This is a genomic window from Kitasatospora sp. NPDC048365 (assembly GCF_043200835.1).
Classification (GTDB): domain Bacteria; phylum Actinomycetota; class Actinomycetes; order Streptomycetales; family Streptomycetaceae; genus Kitasatospora; species Kitasatospora terrestris.
In genome coordinates, this window is record NZ_JBICYJ010000054.1 from 24,804 (window position 1) to 42,891 (window position 18,088).

Below are 18,088 nucleotides of genomic sequence, written 5' to 3' on the forward strand. Positions count from 1 at the left end.
TGACCCGACGGCCCGCGACGGTACGGCGGCGCGTCAGGCCGTCGTGCAGGTGGCGCCGTTCAGGGTGTAGGCGGTCGGCGCGGCGTTGCTGGTGGCGAAGGTGCCCTGGAAGCCGAAGCTGGTGGAACCACCGGCGGCGAGGCCGCCGTTGTAGCCCAGGTCCGTTGCGGTCACGGCCGCGCCGGACTGGGTGACGGTCGCGTTCCAGGCGCTGGTGATTCTCTGGTCACCGGGGTATGTCCACTTGAGTGTCCAGCCGCTGAGCGCGGCGGTGCCGGTGTTCTTGACGGTCACGTCGGCGGTGAAGCCTCCCGTCCAGGAGTTGGCCTTGTAGGTGATCGCGCAACTCGCGGTGCCCGTGGGCGGCTGTGAGGTCGGGGGCTGGGACGTCGGGGGCTGCGAGGTCGGTGGCTGCGAGGTCGGTGGCTGGGACGTCGGCGGCTGCGAGGTCGGCGGGGTGGACGGCTGGCCGACCGGGTCGGCGGCGTTGACGGCGAGCTGGTACGCGATGTCCGGCACGAACTGGCCGGCCGCCGCCGCGCAGCCGTCCGCCTCGCCCGGGGGCTTTACCCACAGGAAGGCGTCGATCGCGGTGTCGTTGGTCGCGGCCGTCGGGTAGTTGCCGATCTTTCGGCCGGAGGGGTCGCACCACTGGCTGCCCGCGGGGCCGTTGCCGTTGCGGCTGGTGTCGATGACGGCATGCATGGTCGACGGGTTGCCGAGCGCCGAGAGGACGTTCTTCGCGAAGGCGACCTCGTTGCCGGTGGCGTTGAAGTTGGAGACGTTGCTGAAGAAGCCGTCGCCGTTGGTGACGGCGCCCGCACTGCGCAGGCGGTTGGCCTGCTCGGAGGCGCTGTTCCAGGCGGAGTGGCCGGCGTCGTAGTAGACCTTCGCGTTCGGCGCGGCGGCGTGGATGGCGGCGCCCGCTCGGGAGAGCGAGGCGTAGCGGCCGGCCAGTTCGGAGGAGGAGAGGCAGGTGGTGAGCGCGATCGAGTCGGGCTCCAGGACGACGACGGACCGGCCGCTGCCGAGGCCCGCGGCGAACTTGGTGACCCACGCGTCGTACGCGGCGAGGTCGGGGGCGCCGCCGGCGGAGGCACCGCCGCAGTCCCGGTTGGGGATCATGTAGGCGACCAGCACCGGCACCTGTCCGGCCGAGGCGGCGGCCGAGGTGACCGTGCGGACGTCGGAGGTGATGGTGTCCGGCCTGTAGTTGGCGAACCAAATGCCCTGCGGCTGGCTGGCGACCCGCTTGGAGATCACTGGGGTGCGGGAGTCGTTGGGGTTCGCGGCTGCCCACTTGACGACCTGGGAGGTCGGGTCCCTGTAGAACTGCGTGCTCGCGGGCAGGCTGCCCTGGACGGCGGCGGTCGCACCGGTCTGGCCGGTCAGCACCACGGCGGCGGCGGTCGCGCCGGCTGCCAGGGCGAGGACGGCGGCGCGCCGGCGGGGCGCGGTGCGGGCGGTGTGCGTGCCGGGTGCAGGGGCGGCACGGCGGATGCCGGGGGAGGTGCTCACTGGGGTCCTCCGTGTTGCTCTCGGGTGGGAGAGGGCCTGGATCGGGTGGTCCGCGGGGGAGCAGGGGCGAGGGCGAGGGACGAACCGCTGTGGGAGCGCTCCCGCATGACCGGGGCCGATCGTAGCGAGCCGATCTCGTTCACGTAATCCCTTGTGCAGAGGCAATTTCGATAGCTTCGACGGACCGTCCGGAGTGCCTGGATGGGAGCGCTCCCGTGCCGGCCAGGATTTACCCATGCCCCGTGGCCGATCCCGCCTGACCGCCGCGTCGTGAGGCGGCATCGCCCCGGTGGGAGGCGCGCCGCTGGGAGGCGCGCCGGAGCCGGTCGGCCCGGGAGGCCGCCTCGCCTGCGCGAGATCTTCTCGATCGTCTCCGCCGAGTCGTCGTCGTAGCGGCCGGGACCTGGTCGCGTGACGGTCGGCGCTGTCCGGCCGGGTCCCCGGGTGGGGTCGCCACGGGGCCCCGGCCGTCGTCGTGGTGCCGCTACCGCGGACCGGCTCAGCCGTCCGTGGTCTCCTCGGCCAGGCGGTCGTTCAGGGCGGCGAGGACGCGTGCTGCCTCCGGCAGTCCGGCCTGCTCACAGCGCCGTATGCCGGCGGCCAGTCGGGTCCGGGCGGCGTCCGTGCGGCCGAGACTGCGGCCCTCGATCAGGGCGGCCATTCGCAGTGCCTCGGCGCGGGGCTCCTCGCCCTCCTTGCCGCCGGCTTCGTGGGCGGCGATCGCGGCCTCGGCCTGGGCCAGCGCTTCCTCGGAGCGGTCGGCGAAGGCGAGGGCGCGGGCGCGCTCGTAGTGGCCCACCCCGCGCTGGTACCAGGCGGTGATCGCGTGGCCGGCGGCCTCGGCACGCCGGTTCACCTCGTCGGCCAGCTCGAGACGGGCCAGGGTGTCCTCCAGGCCGTCGGTGCCACGAGCCTGCATGGTCAGGCGGGCCAACTGCTGGAGCATGCCGCAGACCTGGTCGGCGCGCGGTGCCAGCGCGTGGGCGGCGAGGGCACGCTCGCAGGCGGTCTCCGCGGCGTCCCAGCGGCCGGCTTCGGCGAGAGCGAGCGTGGCCTCGCAGGCGACCATGGTGTGGATGTCCTGGCCGTCCTCCCAGGCGGACACCTGCTCGGCGAGCCGCAGGTACTCCTCGGCGGCCTCCCGGTACTCCTCCAGTGCCATCAGCCCGCGTGCCAGATCGAGTCGGACCTGCGCCCGCTGCCGCTCGTCCAAGCTCGCGGCTTCGGCCTCCAGCAGCACCGACTCCAGTACGGCGACGGCGTCGGCGACCCGTCCGCTCTCGTTCAGCACCGAGGCGAGTTGGACGCGCGCGCCAGCCGCCTCCTCGGCCGCGCCGTCGCGGTCGAAGCGGGCAGCGGCTTCGGTGAAGGATCGGGCGGCGCCTGCCGGGTCGCCGGTGTGCTGGCATGCGTGGCCAAGCATCAGGTGCGTCGGACCGTGGGGGAAGACGGTGTCGTGCCAGCGGGCGGCCGTGGCCAGAGCCCGGTTCAGGACCTCGATCGCCCGGGCCGGTTCGCCGCGGACCAGTTCGACCTGGCCGAGCAGCCCCAGCGGGCGGGCCGTCCGCCACGGCAGCGCGTTCTGTTCCAGCTGATCCAGGGCTGCGACGAGTTCGGTCCGGGCCTCGTCGAGGCGCCCCTGGCGGGCCGCCATGTCGGCGGTGTACTGGCGGGCAGTGGCGATCCGGTGCGGGATGCCCAGTGCGATGCTCTCGTCGCGGTACGCCGCGAGGGCCTTCTCGAACCGGGCGGCGACCTCGTCGGACGGCTCGGGCAGCGCATCGCTGAGCTCTCGGTAGGCCGCGTAGGTGAAGCTGTGCATGACTGCCAGGCGGTCCTCGGCATCCAGCCGTTCGGCGTCGCGCAGAGCTTCGTCGAGGGCGGGCCAGTCGGGCCGGGCGTCGTCCTCGTGCCCGAGGTGGGCGACGAGCGCCCGGGTGCGCATCACCAGTGCCCGGCCGGGCAGCCCGGCCCGCTCGTACAGGTCGGCGGCGGCGAGGAGTTCGGGGTGGGCGGCCCGCCAGTCCTCGCGCTCGAAGGCCCGCTGGGCGCGCTCGTCGGCCAGGTCGCCCTGGAGCCGCTCGATCGGGCCGACCTCCGGCGTTTCGGCGTGGATGTAGCCGTCGGCGCTGATCACGGAGGCCACGCGTTCCCACAGGGTATGGGCGTCCGGGTGGTCCAGGCGGTCGAGTTCGCGGGCGCGGAGCACGAGGGTGGTGAAGTCCTCCGGGACGGGCTCGGCCTCGGGGCGGGGTGCCGGGACGGCGGTGGCAGGCACCTGGGTGACGGTACGAACCCCGAGCGCGAGCGGCTGGTCGACCAGCGGTTGACGGGCGAGCCGGGCGAGCCGCTGCTCGCCTACGGCGGTGGTGCCGTTGCGGGTGTCGAAGCGGGCGGCGAGCGCCTCGGCCTCGGCCCGGACATGGGCGTGCAGGGACGCGACCGTCCAGGTACGACCGGCGGGGCCGGCGGCCGGCAGCTCGCCGTGGCCCTGTGCGGTGAGTCGCGCGGTCAGGAGCTCCGTGCCGGTCAGGAGGCCGAGGAAGGACAGCGGATCGCCCTGGCCGGCGAACAGGGCACGGTTCTCGGCAAGGATCTCGAGCCCGCGTGGCTCGTTGCCGGACAGCGCGCAGAACTCCAGGTGCTCGCCGATCTGGGTCGCGGTGCTGGACTTGCCTCGGGCTGCGCGGTAGCCCACGAGGTGGCTGGAACGGGCCTCGTCCAGCCGGCCCTGGCGCAGCAGCGGCAGGAGGGCGGCGGCGTGGCTGGTCCAGGGCTCCTCGGAGCAGGTGCTTTCGCCGGTCAGGACGGGCTGCCACTCCTCCAGCGCACGGGCGTCGTCGCCGCGGCGCACGTGGTGGCGGGCCCGGGCCCGGATCTCGCAGGCCGTGCAGTCGCTCATCTGCGAGCGCGGACGGGTCACCCACAGGTCGAAGGCGTCCTCGACACCCACACCGATGTGCGAGGCGAGACGGAAAAGCCGGGCGTAGTACGGCTGCAGGTCGTGTCCGGCGGCCTCGTACCGGGAACGCATCTCTCCGTGCCAGCGTTCGATCGCCGCGAGCGGCACGTCCGGGGTGGAGACGAGGGCGGAGGCGACCCACTTGAAGCGCCAGAACACCTGCGCGCGGGCCCACTCGCTGAAGTCGTCGGGGTGGGTGTCCCACAGCTTCAGGATGCGGGCGAACACGACCGGGGCCTTGCGGGGCTCTCCGTCGTACTCGTAGGCCTCCATGAGGTCCATCAGCGCCAGGACCTGGAGGTCGCGGCGGTCGGGGAACTGCTCGGCCGCTTCGGCGAGGTCCTCGGCGGTGACGGTGCGCGGGCGCCCGTAGGGGCGGGCGTCGTTGGCGCGCAGCGCGTCGGCGAGCGCCTCGGGGGTGTCCGTCATCAGGACTCCTTGTGCGGGTCGGCCGTCTCGCGGCCGAGCATGGCGTGGTCGAGCAGGCCGATGAAGGACCGGTTGAGCAAGGCGCTCTCACCGGCGGTCAGCGGGCGGCGGGTCAGCAGGACGGCCTGCCCGTAGAGCGCCTCGGCGGCGATGACCGCGAGTTCCTTGTCGGTGATCGAGGCGGCGCGTCGGACCAGTGGGTTGAGGTGGTTGAGGACGAGTTGCGCGCGTGGCACCTGGGCGCGCAGCGAGCCCAGGATGTCCGCCCACAGGCCGTCGGCCTCGTCGGCCAGTCGGGCGCGGGTGCGCTCGTGCCGGGCATCTCGGTTGTCGAGCAGCAGGGCGGGGGCGCTCGCGGGGTGGAAGCTGCGCAGGGCGACGTCGCAGTCGAAGCGGCCGACGACCTCGCGTGCGGTGGCGAGGAACGCGGCGGCGGCGAGCTCGGCGGACGGGTCGACGGCGTCGAGGTGGGCCGTCACGGTGCCGGGATCGAGGTCGGCCACGGACGTGCCGGGCCGGATCTCGGGCAGGCGGTGCACCAGATCGCTGTCGTAGGTGTAGCCGCCGTTGACGACGCCGAGACCGGCGGCGCCTGCGACGGGCGCGACCTGGCGGAACTCCTCGACGGTGCGGGCCACCAGGATCACCGGGTGGGCGCGGGCGAACTCGTCAAGGGTGACGTTGCCGTCGGTGGTCTCGAACGGCAGCCACGGCAGCAGCATCCGCAGCAGGTCGTCGTCGTAACGGGCGAGTGCCTTGACGGCGAGGTGGTGGATGCCGAGGAAGCGGTGCAGCAGGGCCGGGTCGCTCGCGGACAGGCCCGTGAGCCAGTCCCGGATCCGCGCGCCGAGCGCGTCGCGGACGGCGGCGAGGGTGTCGTCCGCGTACAGGGCCTCACGCGAGGCGGTGGGACGCAACCCGTCCGCGTCGACGACGCAGCGCACGAAGAACGCCCATTCGGGCAGCAGGTCGTCGGCCTGGTCCGACACCAGCATGCCCTTGAGGTGGACCCGATGGCCGGCCCGCCGGGAGGGCGGGGCGGCGTCGGGCAGCACGTACGCCGCGCCGCGCAGGCCGACCAGCGGCAGGTCGAGCTCGATGGTGTCGAGCGGGGTGAAGTCGAAGGTGTCGCGACAGTAGGCGTTCAGTGCTTCACGGCGGGCGAGCGGCGAGCCGTGCCGGACCTCCCACGGCGCGGGCGCGTTGATGTGCGTGACGTCGCCCCGGGCGTCGGTGACGGTGACCTCGTGGCGCAGCAGGCTGCCGTAGTGCCGGGCGAGCTCGACGACCTGGCCGTGCCTGGTCCATTGGGTGGCGTCGGAGCGCGGGGTGAGCCGAACGGTGGTGCCCGGCTCGGGCTTCGCGGAGGAGGGCAGGGTGGCGATCGTGTAACGGCCGTCCGAGTGGCCGCGCCACTCGACGACGGGGGCGTCCGGAGACTTGGCGGAGCGGCTGACGACCGTGATCTCGTCGGCCACCACGAAGCATGCGAGCAGGCCGATGCCGAACTGGCCGATGAAGTCGGCGCGGGCGGCCGACAGACCGGAGTTGTCGAAGCCGCCTTGGGCGGTGCGCTTGGAACTGCGTCCGATGGTGGCGAGGAAAGTGTGCACGTCGGCCTCGGTGAGGCCGACTCCGGTGTCGGTGACGGTGAGGTCCTCGTCCGCCCGGATGGTGATCCGGGCGGGGGCGTCGGGGTCGAGTGCCCGGCGGGCGGAGATGGCGTCCACCGCATTCTGGAGCAGCTCCCGCAGGTAGACGCGGGGGCTGGAGTACAGGTGGTGGGAGAGCAGGTCCACCACGCCGCGCAGGTCGACTTGGAAGGTGTGCGTGGAGGGCGCCGTGCCGGAGGTGGTGTTCTGGGTGCGGTCGGTCGGTGACACCTGGTCGGGGCTCTTTCGGTTCGGTGGGGAAAGGAGGCTCGGGGCGGCGGATCCGGGCAGCTCAGGATGCGGTGCGGGCGGCGGCGTTCCGGTAGGTCGCAAAGGCTTCGGCGGGAGAGTTGTCGAGGTAGTCCCACGGGGACTTGGTCACCGTGTCGCCGAGTTGGCAGAAGAGCTGGTGGGCCGTGGCGGGTTGGCCGGCGATCGAGAACGCCATGGCGAAGGTGTTGAACGCGCGCTGCCAGCCGCGCGGACGGCCGTAGGCGGGGTGCAGCACCGACCGCTCGGCCGCCTCGTGGAGACGCTCACGGGTGGCCGGGCCGGCGATGTAGGCGCGGTCGTCGCCGCTGTCGAGGTCGAGCCACTGCTCGATGCAGGCGAGCGCCACCAGCTCGCCCAGCGGGCTGCCCTCGGGCGCGGAGAGCATCGCAGTCCTGGCGAACCGATGCATCTCCTCGTGCGAGCCGCCCCACTTGGCGCACAACTGCTGGAGCCGCTGCTGGTGCGAGCCGAGGTGGTCGGGAACACGGCGCAGCGCGGCCTCGAACCGGTAGCGCGCGACGTCCGGGCCCAGCGAGGCACCCCGGCCGCTGATCTGCAGGAAGTACCAGGGGGCGAGCCAGGACGGCTCACGCTCGGCCACCTCGAAAAGCTGCCGCTCGGCGATCTCCAGGCGCTCGCCGAACACCTGCCACTGCTCGCGGCTGACGTACTGGGCGCGGGCGCGGGTGCGGGCCTCCCAGGCCCAGGAGACATGGCGGGCGCCGGAGAGCAGCAGCGGCAGCGCGGAGTCGGGCTCGTCGGCGACGGCCTCGGCCAGCCACTCCTCGCTTCGGGAGGTGCCGGCGATCCGGTCCAGCAGCCAGGTGAGGTCGGTCTGGTCCTCGACGGCGGCCAGGCCGCTGCGCAGCGCAGGCCAGTCACCGGCCTCGGCCTGGGCCAGCATCAGTCGCAGGCCCTCGTCACCGCAGGCCGGGTCGACCACGGGTGCCACCTCGCGGCCGGACCGACGTCCGAGCAGGCGTCCGAGAATCGACATGGCGCAGCCCCCTCAGTGCCGCCCGCGGGCTTTCCGGTCGCGGCACGTGTTCGTATGTGTGCAGGTAACGTCGGACGAAAGAGTGGATCGCGTACGTCCACCGTCATTCGAACGCATGTCATATCACGAGCGAGCGACAGCACCGCACCTGGCTGTCGACCACGGCGGGCGGGGAACCGGAAACGCGCGTCCCGTTCACGGAACGGAAGGGCGTTCGCCGACCGCCGCGACGGCACAGCGGCACATCGAAGCTTCCCGGTCCTGCAACCAGCGGGCAGTCCGAACCCGATGGATCCGTGCAGCCGACAGTCCCGGATGCCCCGGACGGGGGCGCCCGAATCAGTGCTGAGCAGCATCCAGGTTCTTGATGGGCCGTTCCTCCAGCGGGAGCGGCTTGAGCTTCGCCTTCTCCACGGCCACCGCGCGAGCGGCGTGGAACGCCTCGATCGGATCGCCCTGATCGGACCACACCGAAGCCCCGCACCAGCGGCCGATCAGCCGGAACTGCTCCACCGCCGCCTCGTACATGCCGGCCTCACCGAGGAAGTAGGCGAGCAGCTGCCGCAGGCCCGGCACCTTGCCGTTGTCGGCAGGCACCTGCGCCAGCGCGTCCGCGACCGCCCACAAGCGGTGCCGCGCCTCGGAGCCGGCCGGGAGTGCGGAGCGGCGCTCCTGCAACTCCGTCAGGGCATGGAGGTAGATGCCCGCGAGAGGGCTCCCGGCCGGGGCCGTGTCCATGGCCCGCTCGGCGAACTCCATCATCTGCGTGTTGGAGCCGTACCACTTGGCGCACCAGTACTGCATCCCCTGCCAGTGACCCTCGTAGTGGTGCGGCGCCCGGGCCACCAGGCCGTCCCACAGCGGCTGGAAGCGGTCCGGCTTGAACTGCGCGCCGCGCGCCGCGGTCACCATCACCACCCACGGTGCAGGGTTGTCAGGAGCCAGCAGCGCGGCCCGGTGCCCCGCCTCGATCGCCGCAGGGAGCAGCGCCCGGAACTCGGCCATCCGCTCCGCCGGCACCTCGCCGGCGTACCCCGAGCCCCTGATCGCCCACGCGCGGTGGACCATCAGGTCCGCCTCCAGAGCGGCCGCGTTGCAGTCGTCCGGGTCGGCCTTGCGCCACGTGTTCAGCCACGCGTCGTCCTCACGGGCGATCGCCCGCAGCAGCTCGAAACGGTCCCAGTGCTCGTCCCAGTCGGTCCCGGCCGCCTTGATGTGCTCGGCGGCGGCCCGCCAGTCGCCGCCCCAGGCCGTACTCGCCAGCGCCTGCGACTCCTTGAGCACGGCCTCGCTCTGCGGCGGCCCCGACCGGCGCGGGTCCAGCGCCTCGCGCGGCACCAGCCCGTATGCGGCCGCGTCGAACGACACCGGCGCCCGGCGGACGGCTCCGGACTTCGAGCGGGAGGGGACGCCGCCGGAACCGCTTCGCATGCTGCGGAACGCGACGATGACCAGGAGGACGACGAGGGGCGTGAGGAAGTGTGTCACGGGCGGAGATCATCGCGGCTCGGACGGGCCGCGGCAACCGTGATTCCGGCCCTCGCCGGAAACCCTGCTGATCGCCCGGGGCCGGCGGCCCCCGACGGCCCCGAGGATCTCGGGCGGTGCGTCCGGACAACCGGCAGGGGGATCCGGCGCTCTCCCCGACCGGCGTCCGGCCGCACCGCCGTCAACCGCCCCCGCGCCACAAGACCCATGGGCAGTCAGCCGCTCGGTCGGGACGCGCCGTGAAGGCCCGGCGCGGGCAGTCGACCCGGGTCCGCAACCGGTGACCGGGCAACCTCCCGATGACGGTCGCGGGCTTCTGCCCGGCTCCGGGGCAGGTCTGCGGAGCATACGGTCAGGTAGGACCGCAGCCGGAGGGCGGCCACCTCATGTGATCCGCGGGGCCCGCTCGTGCGCCGCAGGCGCGGCACCACGCCGGGCGCGCTGCGCCGGGGCGCGGGTGTCGACTGCCGGAGCCAGGGGTTCCCTGACCGCACGAGGGCCTGGCGGCTGCGGCCGCCAGGCCCTTGAGTCCTACCCGTTCAGGTTCAGCTGGTCTGGATCGCGGTGTCGTCGATCACGAAGCTGGTCTGGAGGGAGGAGTCCTCCACGCCGTTGAACTTCAGGGTGATCGTCTGGCCCGCGTAGGCCGACAGGTCGACGGTCTTCTGGGCGTAGCCGGTCGCCTTGTTGAGGTTGGAGTACGTGGCCACCGTGGTGCCGTTGACGGTCACGGTCAGCTTGTCGTACTGGGTCGTGGTGGTGGTCTCGGCGGTGTCGATGTGCAGCCAGTAGCTCAGGGTCGCCTTGCAGCCGGCCGGGATCGAGACGGTCTGCGACACCGAGTCGGTGTGGGCCGAGCCGTAGCCGTTCAGCCAGGCCTTCCAGGAGCCGCCGTGGGCAGCCTGCGAGGCGCTGTTGTCGACCACGCCGCTGGTGGCGGTCCACGGGGCGGCGGAGCCGGTCTCGAAGCCCGCGTTGCCGAGCAGCTGGGCCGGGGTGCAGGTGGAGGTGCCGTTGACGGTCAGCGAGAAGGTGGCCGTGTGGCTGGTCGACGTCCCGGTGCCGGTGATGGTGACCGGGTAGGTGCCGGGCGGCGTCGAGGCAGCCGTGTTGACGGTCAGCTGGGAGGTGCCGCCGGTCGAGACGGAGGCCGGGTTGAACGACGCGGTGGCGCCCGCGGGCAGGCCCGAGGCGGACAGGTTCACGGTCTGTGCCGAGCCGTTGGTGAGCGTGGTGGACACGGTGGCGGTCAGCGAGCTGCCGGGGTTGACCGAACCGGCGCTCGGCGAGACCGCCATCGAGAAGTCGTTGCCGGCGACCGCGCAGGTCGGGTCGCCCGACTGGGCGGGGACGCTGACGGCGTCCCAGGCAGCCTTGACGGTGTTGAACTGGCCGCAGGACGGGTCGAGGGTCTTGGCCGCCTGCAGCGTCCACGTGCGGTACTTCAGGTACGAGCTGGAGCTGGTCTTCATGAGCTGGGCGTTGTACACGATCTTGAGCGCGTTCTGCACCCCGACGCCGCCGGTGACGGCGGAGCCGTTGCAGGTGGGGCTGGTCGGACCGCCCGGCGGGTTCGAGCCTTGCGCGAGCAGGTAGAACCAGTGGTTGCCGGGGCCGGCCGCGGCGTGCACCTCGGTGCTCGGGATGCTGCTGGAGTAGCAGTTCGGGTTGCTCTTGATCAGCGACGGGTTGTACATGTTGCGGATCGGGCCGGTGCCCACCAGGTTGACCTGGTTGCCGACCAGGAAGTCCGGCACGGCGTACGGCGAGGGCTCGTTCATGAAGAACTCGGTCGACGCGCCGTACACATCGGCGATGAACTCCTGGGTGCCGCCGCCGGAGATGCCGCCGGGGGTGTGGTCGTCGATGCCGTGGCCCATCTCGTGGGCGAGGACGTCGGCCGCGCTGATCCACTGGTTGGCATTGTTGTGCCCGATCTGGACCTGAGTGCCGTCGTAGTAGGCGTTGACGTCGGCCAGGCCCACCCGGATCGGCCAGGCGCCGCCGCTGCCGTCCATGCCGTTGCGGCCCAGCCACTGCGAGAGCATCCGGAACTCGCCCTGCGCCACGTACTCGGCGTCGACGCAGCCGGTCTCCTTGCTGGTGGCGTCGCCGTTGCCCCAGGTGTCGGTGGTCTTGCTGAACGTCGTGTTGTTCGCGGCGTCCTGGCACGGCATGTTCGTGATGTTGGTGGGGCTCATCGTGAACTTGCCGCCGGAGGACGTGGTGTTGATGGTGAGCGGCGCGGGGCCGTTCCAGGCGCCGGTGCCGCTGCCGTGCAGGACGTGCTCCTGGGTGCGCAGCACGGCGCCGGTGCGGGCGTCGACGTCCACGCTCAGCCGGCTGTGACCGTCGTCGCCGACGCCGTTCACCGTGGACTCCCAGGCCAGGGTGGCCGGAGCGTCGCCCAGCGCGTACACCACCAGCCGGGTGCCTTCAACCTCGGACACCGACTTCAGCTGCGCCGACGCCACCTTCTCGGCCTGGGCGGGGCTCAGGCTCGGGCTGGTCGACAGCGCGCCGATCGCGTGCTGCTGGGCGACCGAGTTGTACGTGACGTGCCCGGCGCCGTCGGTCACCACGACGAAGTCGCCGCCGACCACCGGCACGCCCGAGTACGTGCGCTCGTAGGGCACGTACTGCGTCCCGCCCGAGGAGACGACCTGACCCCGGACGAACTGCTCCTGGGGGCCGGCGAGCAGGAAGGCCGGACGGGCGGCCACCAGCGAGTCGGCGCCCTGGACGGCCAGTTGCTGCGAGGATTCCGGTGCGGGCGGCGGCGCTGCCACGGCAGCCGTGCCGGCGGCGGTCAGACCGGCGATCACGAGCCCGGCGGCGGCGAGCACCGATGTGCCGGAGCGGACTGTGCTGTGGCGTCGGGCTTTTCTGGCCTGGGTGTGCAACTGGCGGCCCTCCCTGGGGGATGGGGGACGGCACGCAGGAACGGCCTCATGAGTCGCCCTGGATTCGGTGCCGGCCCGGGAACGGGAAACACGCGCACGTGCAGAGCGGACCGTGACAGGTCGCCTGTGCCCGGCTGCCACCGGATCAAGGTGAACGGGCGCAGTGGCCGGGGGTTGCCACAGTCGTGGGGGTGCGGGGCGGCGGTGGCCGCCCAGCGGCAGAACGGTAGCGGAGGTGACGGGTCGTCAACAGCAGCCGGATTCGGCGAGAACATGCCAATGGCCGTACTCTGCCAGCCTGCCTGCGGGGGGGGGGCGTGAAGCGCGCGATGACGGTCGGTCGGCTGCCACAGGACGTGGCCCCCTGCACCCCTCCGCCTCGCCACCCCCGCTGCGGTTCCTGGCGCCCGACGGGGTACGACAGGCACTGCTGCGCCTCCTCCGGAGCCTGCACGAGCACAACGAGGACGACGAGGACGACGCATCCTGGCTCGGTGCCGCTGTCCGACCACCCGGTGATCCGACCGCTCGGCGGCCTTCGGTCGCACGCACTCCCGACGGTGTTGCCCCTGGCCCCTGGACGGAGCCTTCAGCCGACCGTGACGCGGGCCTGGGCCCAGGAGGTGTGGTCGTAGGAGGTCCGGGGGATCCGCCGGGAGGAGCGCTCCGAGGCGGGCTCAGTCCTTCCGGTGGGACCGGGCCATCCGGATCAGCGTCACCACGCCGGCCAGCACCAGCAGGCCGACCACGGCGGCCACGGCAATGCCGGCGACGGAGTCGGGACCGGGCGCGGGAGCGATGTCAGCGAGCAGCACGGGATTTCCTTTCGGCAGGTCCGCCGCCCGGGGCCATCCCCAGGACGAGCAGCAGCAGGACGGGGAATTCGAGGTAGGCGTGGTAGCTCGCCAGGGCGGCGTACAGGGCCTTGCCCTGCGCGTAGTCGCTCGCGAACAGCACGGCGAGCGCGGCGCCGGCTGCCGCGCCGAGCAGCCAGGCCCGGGGGCCTCGCAGCAGTGGCACCCGCCGCTCGAAGGCGGCGGACGCCTCCGGCGCGTAGCGCGGCAGGAACCAGACCCACACCACGTAGTGCATGGTCTGCAGGAAGGCGAACACTGCGACGAAGCGCAGCCCCGCCGAGGTGTGCAGCCACGCGGGCGGCGTGTAGGCACCGGCGAGCCGGTCGGTCGCCCCCGTGCCGGGGGCCATCCAGCCGTCCAGCACGCCGCCGAGCAGCAGCGCCGGAACCGCCAGCACCCAGCCGCACTGCACCGCCAGGAACACAGCCCGGCCGCGCGGCAGCGTGCGTGACCACTCCCAGAGGAAGAGCAGCGGGACCAGGTTGTGCAGATGGGTCAGCACCACGAAGTGGTACCCGGGAAACGACAGTGAGGCCGCCGAGGCGGCCGGCACGACGACCAGCGCGGCACCGAGCAGCACCGGACGCCGGCGCAGCGCGTGCAGGCAGGCCGCGGCCAGCACCCCGTAGCAGAGCAGGATCTCGGCGGCTCGCGGACCCGGCCCGGGCGGAAGCAGTCGGCAGACGACGATCCCACTGATCAGCCCGAGCAGCAGGGCCAGGAACCGGCCGGTCAGGATCCGCTCGAACCGGCCCGAGACGTACCGCAGTTCCAGCACGTTGTGCAGGATGCCGAACGTCGCCAGGCCCAGCACCGCCAGACCCGCCGGTGCCCGCAGTGCTGCGACCAGCGCCAGTCCGGCCGCCAGGACGAACCCCGCCGGCGGCACGGTGCCGTCCGCCGCCCGCCGCACCCCCACCGCAGCTGTCGCCACGTGCCGCCTCCGCCGTCCCCCGTGGCACGATTCCCACCGTGCCGTACCCGCTGGCCTTCGCCCTCACCCTGCTCGTCGAACTGCCGCTGTACACCGCCGCGCTCACCGCCCTCGGGCGGGTGTCCGCCGGGCGCGCCGTGGCGGCCGCGACGGCGGTCAACTGTGCGACGCACCCGCTGCTGTGGTGGTTCCTCAGCCGTTTCACGGCCGGGGCGCCCGCAGCCTACTGGACGGCCTTCACCCTTGCCGAGGCCGCGGTCTGCGTGGTGGAGGCCCTCCTGGTCCGGGAGCTCGTTCGGCCCGCGCGGGTGGCCCCGGCCCCGGCCCTCACCACCGCGGTGACCGCCAACGCGGCCTCGGTCCTGGCCGGACTCCTCCTCACCACGTGGTGAGCCCGGCACCGGGCCGGACAGCAGAGCGCTGGTGGACTGCTCGGCGCGGATGCGGTCGCCGACCCGTCGGTGGCAGCGGGCGGGGAGGTGGGCGGAGGCTCGTTGCGCGGCCTCCGCCCCTGCCTCGGCGCATCCAACCTGGGACCGGGTGGTGGCCCACCCGCCGAGCACGCCGCCGTCAGTCCTCGCGGTGGATGTCGAGCAGGTCGGTCTCCTCCGACTCCCAGCGCTCGTACAGGGCGTCGGTGCCCTCGGCTTCGATGAGAGCGATCTCCGCGCGGGTGATCGGGACGAGGGTGAGGATCATCAGGGTGGGCTTCCCGTCCTCGTCGGGCATCGTCTCGAAGTCGTCCTCCTCGATGTACGGGTGGGAGGTCGCGATCACGCCGTAGATCTCGGTGTCCGGGACGAGGGGCTCCTCGGAGGGGATCACCTCGTCGAACTCCATGCCCTCGCCGACCGAGATCGCCAGCTCGGCGGCGCTGCCGGCCAGGTGCAGAGCCTCGTCCTCCTGGTCCGCGTAGAGCGTCACCACCAGCTCCTGCGGCAGCGGCGAGGCGACCTCCGACCGGAAGCGCAGCCCATTGGTCACGGCCGACACCAGCTCCCCGTCGGCGGAGTTGTGCAGGTTGACGGCGAAGCCCCGGTCGGTGCCGAAGGCGTCGGCGGGCATTTCGCCGGCCTGGGGGCCGAGGTACTCCTCGACGTGGTCAAGGAACTTGTCCCCGGCCTCGCTGGACATGGATGTCTCCTCTTCGGGCGTTCTCCGCCCAGTACGCTGACCGGTCTCCGGGCTCTCCTGGTCCGGCTGGTCGAACGATACGGTCTCCGCCGCCCCTGGTGGGACCGAGGGGCGTCCCAGGCCGAGGTTCTGCTCGTCCCGTCGGCCGCCCGGCGCAAACACCGGAACGGTTCCGGACCCACCGTTCATCACGGACCCACCGTCCGGCTCCTCACGGGACGTACGGCTGTGGTGCGGTCACCCGTCGGCCGGGATGGTGACGTTGTCGTCGCCGAACGGTACGCCGACCTGCCACCGGGCGCTGGTGAACGGCGGGTCGGTGGTGGGGCGAGGCCGACCGTCCCGTCGCCGGTCCGCCCGTCCAGCAGACGCGGCCCTTTGACGTTTCCGAGACAGGTGAGCACGACCTCCATGGCCAACTCATCCCTTCCTGCCACTCGGTGGGTACCTGCACCAAGGGGCACGGTGGAGAGGCGGCGTGCCCCATCTCTCGATCTGAGCCACAGCGTTGGGGGCGTCAACCGCACGGGGGAGCAGCACCGGCCGGTGGCTTCGCGGCGTCGTCACGGCTGGTGACGCAAGGCGGATGCCGCTGATGACGCCCCGTGTCCCGGTCGACTTTCCGAGGCGGGCGTGGTCACGGAGTGCAAGAACGGGCCGCTCGACGCCGGGGGCGGGCAGTCGGTGGCCTGCGGGGTGTTGTGCGAGGTGGGCGACCCACGGCTGCGGCCCTCAGCACCCCCGCCCCCTCGCGCCGCACCCCACCGCCCCCTCGTGCTGCGCCGGGCGGGCGGTGCCGGCGGGCAGGAGGGGGCGGTTCAGAAGGCTCGGCAGGTTCAGAAGGTGAGGTTCCAGGCGTCGATCTTGCCGGTGTCCTGGGTCGCGATGTCACGGACCCTCAGCTTCCAGGTGCCGTTGGCGGCTTCGGAGGAGGCGTTGACCGTGTAGGTCTTGAGGACGTTGTCGGTGCTGTCGCTGTCGGGGAAGTCCTCGAGCAGGTAGACGGTGCCGTCGGGGGCGACCAGCGAGACCACCAGGTCACCGCGGTAGGTGTGCTTGATGTCCACGCCGACCTTGAGGGCGGTGGGGGCGTTGCCGGTCACGCCGGTGACGGTGATCGGGCTCTCGACGGTGGCGTTGTCGGTGACGGCGACGTCGGTGAGGTTCTCGAAGTACGGGCCGGCGGGCGGGGTGGTGCCGCCGACCGCCTTCAGCGCGTCGACCTGGCCGTCGCCGAAGAAGGCGTTGTTGGCCGTGGTGCCGGTGCAGCGGCTGTCGGACGGGCAGGGCGTGTCGGTGGCGTCGGCGGCGAGCCTGGACCGGATGTCGGCCGGGGTGAGTGTGGGGTTGGTGCTGGCGATCAGCGCGGCGACGCCGGTGACGTGCGGGGACGCCATCGAAGTACCGCTCTTGGTGCCGTACTTGCCGCCCGGGAGGGTGGAGTACACGCCGTCGGCGCCGTCACCGCCGGGCGCGGCGACGTCGATGACGTTGCGCCCGAAGTTGGAGTAGGAGGCCTTGACGTTGCCGTTGCCCATCGCCGCGACCGTGACCACGCCGGGGAGCTCGGTCGGGATGTCGATGCAGGCGTTGGTGATGGTGCGGGTGCCGGGGGTCGAGTCGTTGGGGCTCGCCGAGTCGGTGGTCTTGTTGGCCAGGTCGTAGTTGGAGTTGCCCGCGGCGGCGACCTGGAGCGAGCCCTTGCTCTCGGCGTACGCCTCGGCCCGCCGGACGCCCTCGATGATCGCGGCCTGGTCGACGTTGTCGGGGCAGTTGAACTGCCACGGGTCGGTGTAGTAGCTGTTGTTGGTCACCTTGAAGCCGTGGTCGCCGGCCCACATGAACCCGCACACGGTGTTCTCCGCGAAGAACAGTGTGGTGCCCGGCTCGGCGATCCGGACCGAGGCGATCTTCACGCCCGGTGCGACGCCGACGACGCCCTTGCCGTTCTTGGCCGCCGCGATGGTGCCCGCGACGTGGGTGCCGTGGGTGTCCACGTCCCGCCACGCGCCGGTCCGGGTGTCGGCCTTGCCGTACGCGCAGGAGGCGGAGTCGGCGGCGTCGAAGTTGGGCGCCAGGTCCTGGTGCTGGTCGTCGACGCCGGTGTCCAGGACGCCGACCTTGACGGCGGCCGAGCCCGTGGTGACGGCCCAGGCCTGGTCGGCCTTGATCCGGGTCATGTCCCAGCGGTTGGTCTCGGTCAGGGTGGTGGAGGTCTGGGCCGGGTTGGCGGGCAGCGCCGGGTTGTAGGCGTCGGCCGGTACGTCGGAGGTGCGGGTCGCGCCCACCTGCTGGACGCCGGCGACCTGACGGAGGGTCGCGGCGAAGGTGGCGGAGGCCGAATGGGCGACGATCACGCCGATCGCGTCGTAGGAGGCGAAGACCGAACCGCCGTTGCCGGCGACGGCCGCGCGGACGGCGGAGGTGTCACCCGGCGCTGTGACGACCAGGTAGGCCCGGGTGCCGGCCGCCCAGGCGGCGGCCGGTGCGGGGGCCGCCGGGGCGGCGGCGGGCTGTGCGGCCGCGGCCGTGGGGGCGATCAGCGCCGCGGCCGTGCCGAGCGCGGCGACGGCCACGGCCGAGCGGGTCAGCCGGCTGGATATGAGCGAGAACAAGTCGTCGTCCTCCGAGGACCAGATGGCGCAGACCATTCGGTCGCGCCCATGACAAGTAAGGGTGGGCGCAATGTGTCAGATGTTCACTCAGGAGGGGAAGGGGTCGAACGTTACAAGTTCTTTTCACCACCTTGACCGGGCCTGCGCACAACCCGACCCGCATGCCCTCCTTCCGGATCGGGACGAGCGCCGGCGTGTTGGACGCGGGCGAAAGCTCCGCTTGAAGGCTGCCCTGCTCGGACGTTCCAGGGGCGGTCGGACCGGCAAGGTCCACGTAGTCGGTTCCTCGAACACCGCCGCCGACCGGCCGACCGGCGTCCGGCTGA

The 18,088-nt window shown here is 72.5% G+C and carries 11 protein-coding genes; 1 reads left to right on the forward strand and 10 read right to left on the reverse strand.

Going from position 1 to position 18,088, the window contains the following annotated elements; all coding sequences use genetic code 11:
* Positions 1-33 precede the first annotated feature (33 nt).
* The 8 genes from ACGFX4_RS35845 to ACGFX4_RS35880 all read right to left on the reverse strand — a co-directional run bounded on the left by ACGFX4_RS35845 (position 34) and on the right by ACGFX4_RS35880 (position 14,013).
* Entirely contained in the window at positions 34-1,518 is a 1,485-nt protein-coding gene (locus tag ACGFX4_RS35845; protein WP_393083909.1) for a glycoside hydrolase family 6 protein, read from the reverse strand.
* Between the two features lie 499 nt (positions 1,519-2,017).
* Positions 2,018-4,909 (reverse strand): hypothetical protein, encoded by a 2,892-nt coding sequence (locus tag ACGFX4_RS35850; RefSeq protein WP_393083912.1) that lies wholly within the window; start codon positions 4,907-4,909, stop codon positions 2,018-2,020.
* Entirely contained in the window at positions 4,909-6,792 is a 1,884-nt protein-coding gene (locus tag ACGFX4_RS35855; protein WP_393083915.1) for an HSP90 family protein, read from the reverse strand. The genes ACGFX4_RS35850 and ACGFX4_RS35855 overlap by 1 nt, the downstream gene beginning before the upstream one ends.
* Positions 6,793-6,853: 61 nt before the next feature.
* Complete coding sequence (locus ACGFX4_RS35860; protein ID WP_393083918.1) at positions 6,854-7,831, reverse strand: hypothetical protein; 978 nt, start codon at positions 7,829-7,831, stop codon at positions 6,854-6,856.
* Between the two features lie 339 nt (positions 7,832-8,170).
* Entirely contained in the window at positions 8,171-9,319 is a 1,149-nt protein-coding gene (locus ACGFX4_RS35865; RefSeq protein ID WP_393083921.1) for a hypothetical protein, read from the reverse strand.
* Positions 9,320-9,864: 545 nt separating this feature from the next.
* Positions 9,865-12,222, reverse strand: coding sequence for a M4 family metallopeptidase (locus ACGFX4_RS35870; protein WP_393083924.1), 2,358 nt, complete (start codon positions 12,220-12,222; stop codon positions 9,865-9,867).
* A 677-nt stretch (positions 12,223-12,899) separates the two neighbouring features.
* Positions 12,900-13,037: a hypothetical protein gene (locus tag ACGFX4_RS35875; protein ID WP_393083927.1), complete on the reverse strand. Its 138-nt coding sequence runs from the start codon at positions 13,035-13,037 to the stop codon at positions 12,900-12,902.
* Positions 13,024-14,013, reverse strand: coding sequence for a hypothetical protein (locus ACGFX4_RS35880; RefSeq protein ID WP_393083930.1), 990 nt, complete (start codon positions 14,011-14,013; stop codon positions 13,024-13,026). The genes ACGFX4_RS35875 and ACGFX4_RS35880 overlap by 14 nt, the downstream gene beginning before the upstream one ends.
* A 38-nt stretch (positions 14,014-14,051) precedes the next feature.
* On the opposite strand from ACGFX4_RS35880, the gene ACGFX4_RS35885 reads away from it, so the two are divergent.
* A complete protein-coding gene (locus tag ACGFX4_RS35885) occupies positions 14,052-14,405 on the forward strand; it encodes a hypothetical protein (protein ID WP_393083932.1) in 354 nt (117 codons plus the stop codon).
* A 178-nt stretch (positions 14,406-14,583) separates the two neighbouring features.
* Here the strand turns inward: ACGFX4_RS35885 and ACGFX4_RS35890 are convergent, their stop codons facing one another.
* On the reverse strand, positions 14,584-15,147 hold the full coding sequence (locus ACGFX4_RS35890) for a suppressor of fused domain protein (protein WP_393083935.1): 564 nt from the start codon (positions 15,145-15,147) through the stop codon (positions 14,584-14,586).
* Between the two features lie 836 nt (positions 15,148-15,983).
* Positions 15,984-17,723 carry a S8 family serine peptidase gene (locus tag ACGFX4_RS35895; RefSeq protein WP_393083965.1) on the reverse strand — a complete coding sequence of 580 codons (1,740 nt, stop codon included), beginning with the start codon at positions 17,721-17,723 and terminating at the stop codon, positions 15,984-15,986.
* Positions 17,724-18,088: the final 365 nt, after the last annotated feature.

Coding starts and splice junctions, on each gene's coding strand:
- ACGFX4_RS35850 (WP_393083912.1), bottom strand. CDS start 4,909: ATGACGGACACCCCCGAGGCGCTCGCCGACGCGCTGCGCGCCAACGAC.
- ACGFX4_RS35860 (WP_393083918.1), bottom strand. CDS start 7,831: ATGTCGATTCTCGGACGCCTGCTCGGACGTCGGTCCGGCCGCGAGGTG.
- ACGFX4_RS35890 (WP_393083935.1), bottom strand. CDS start 15,147: ATGTCCAGCGAGGCCGGGGACAAGTTCCTTGACCACGTCGAGGAGTAC.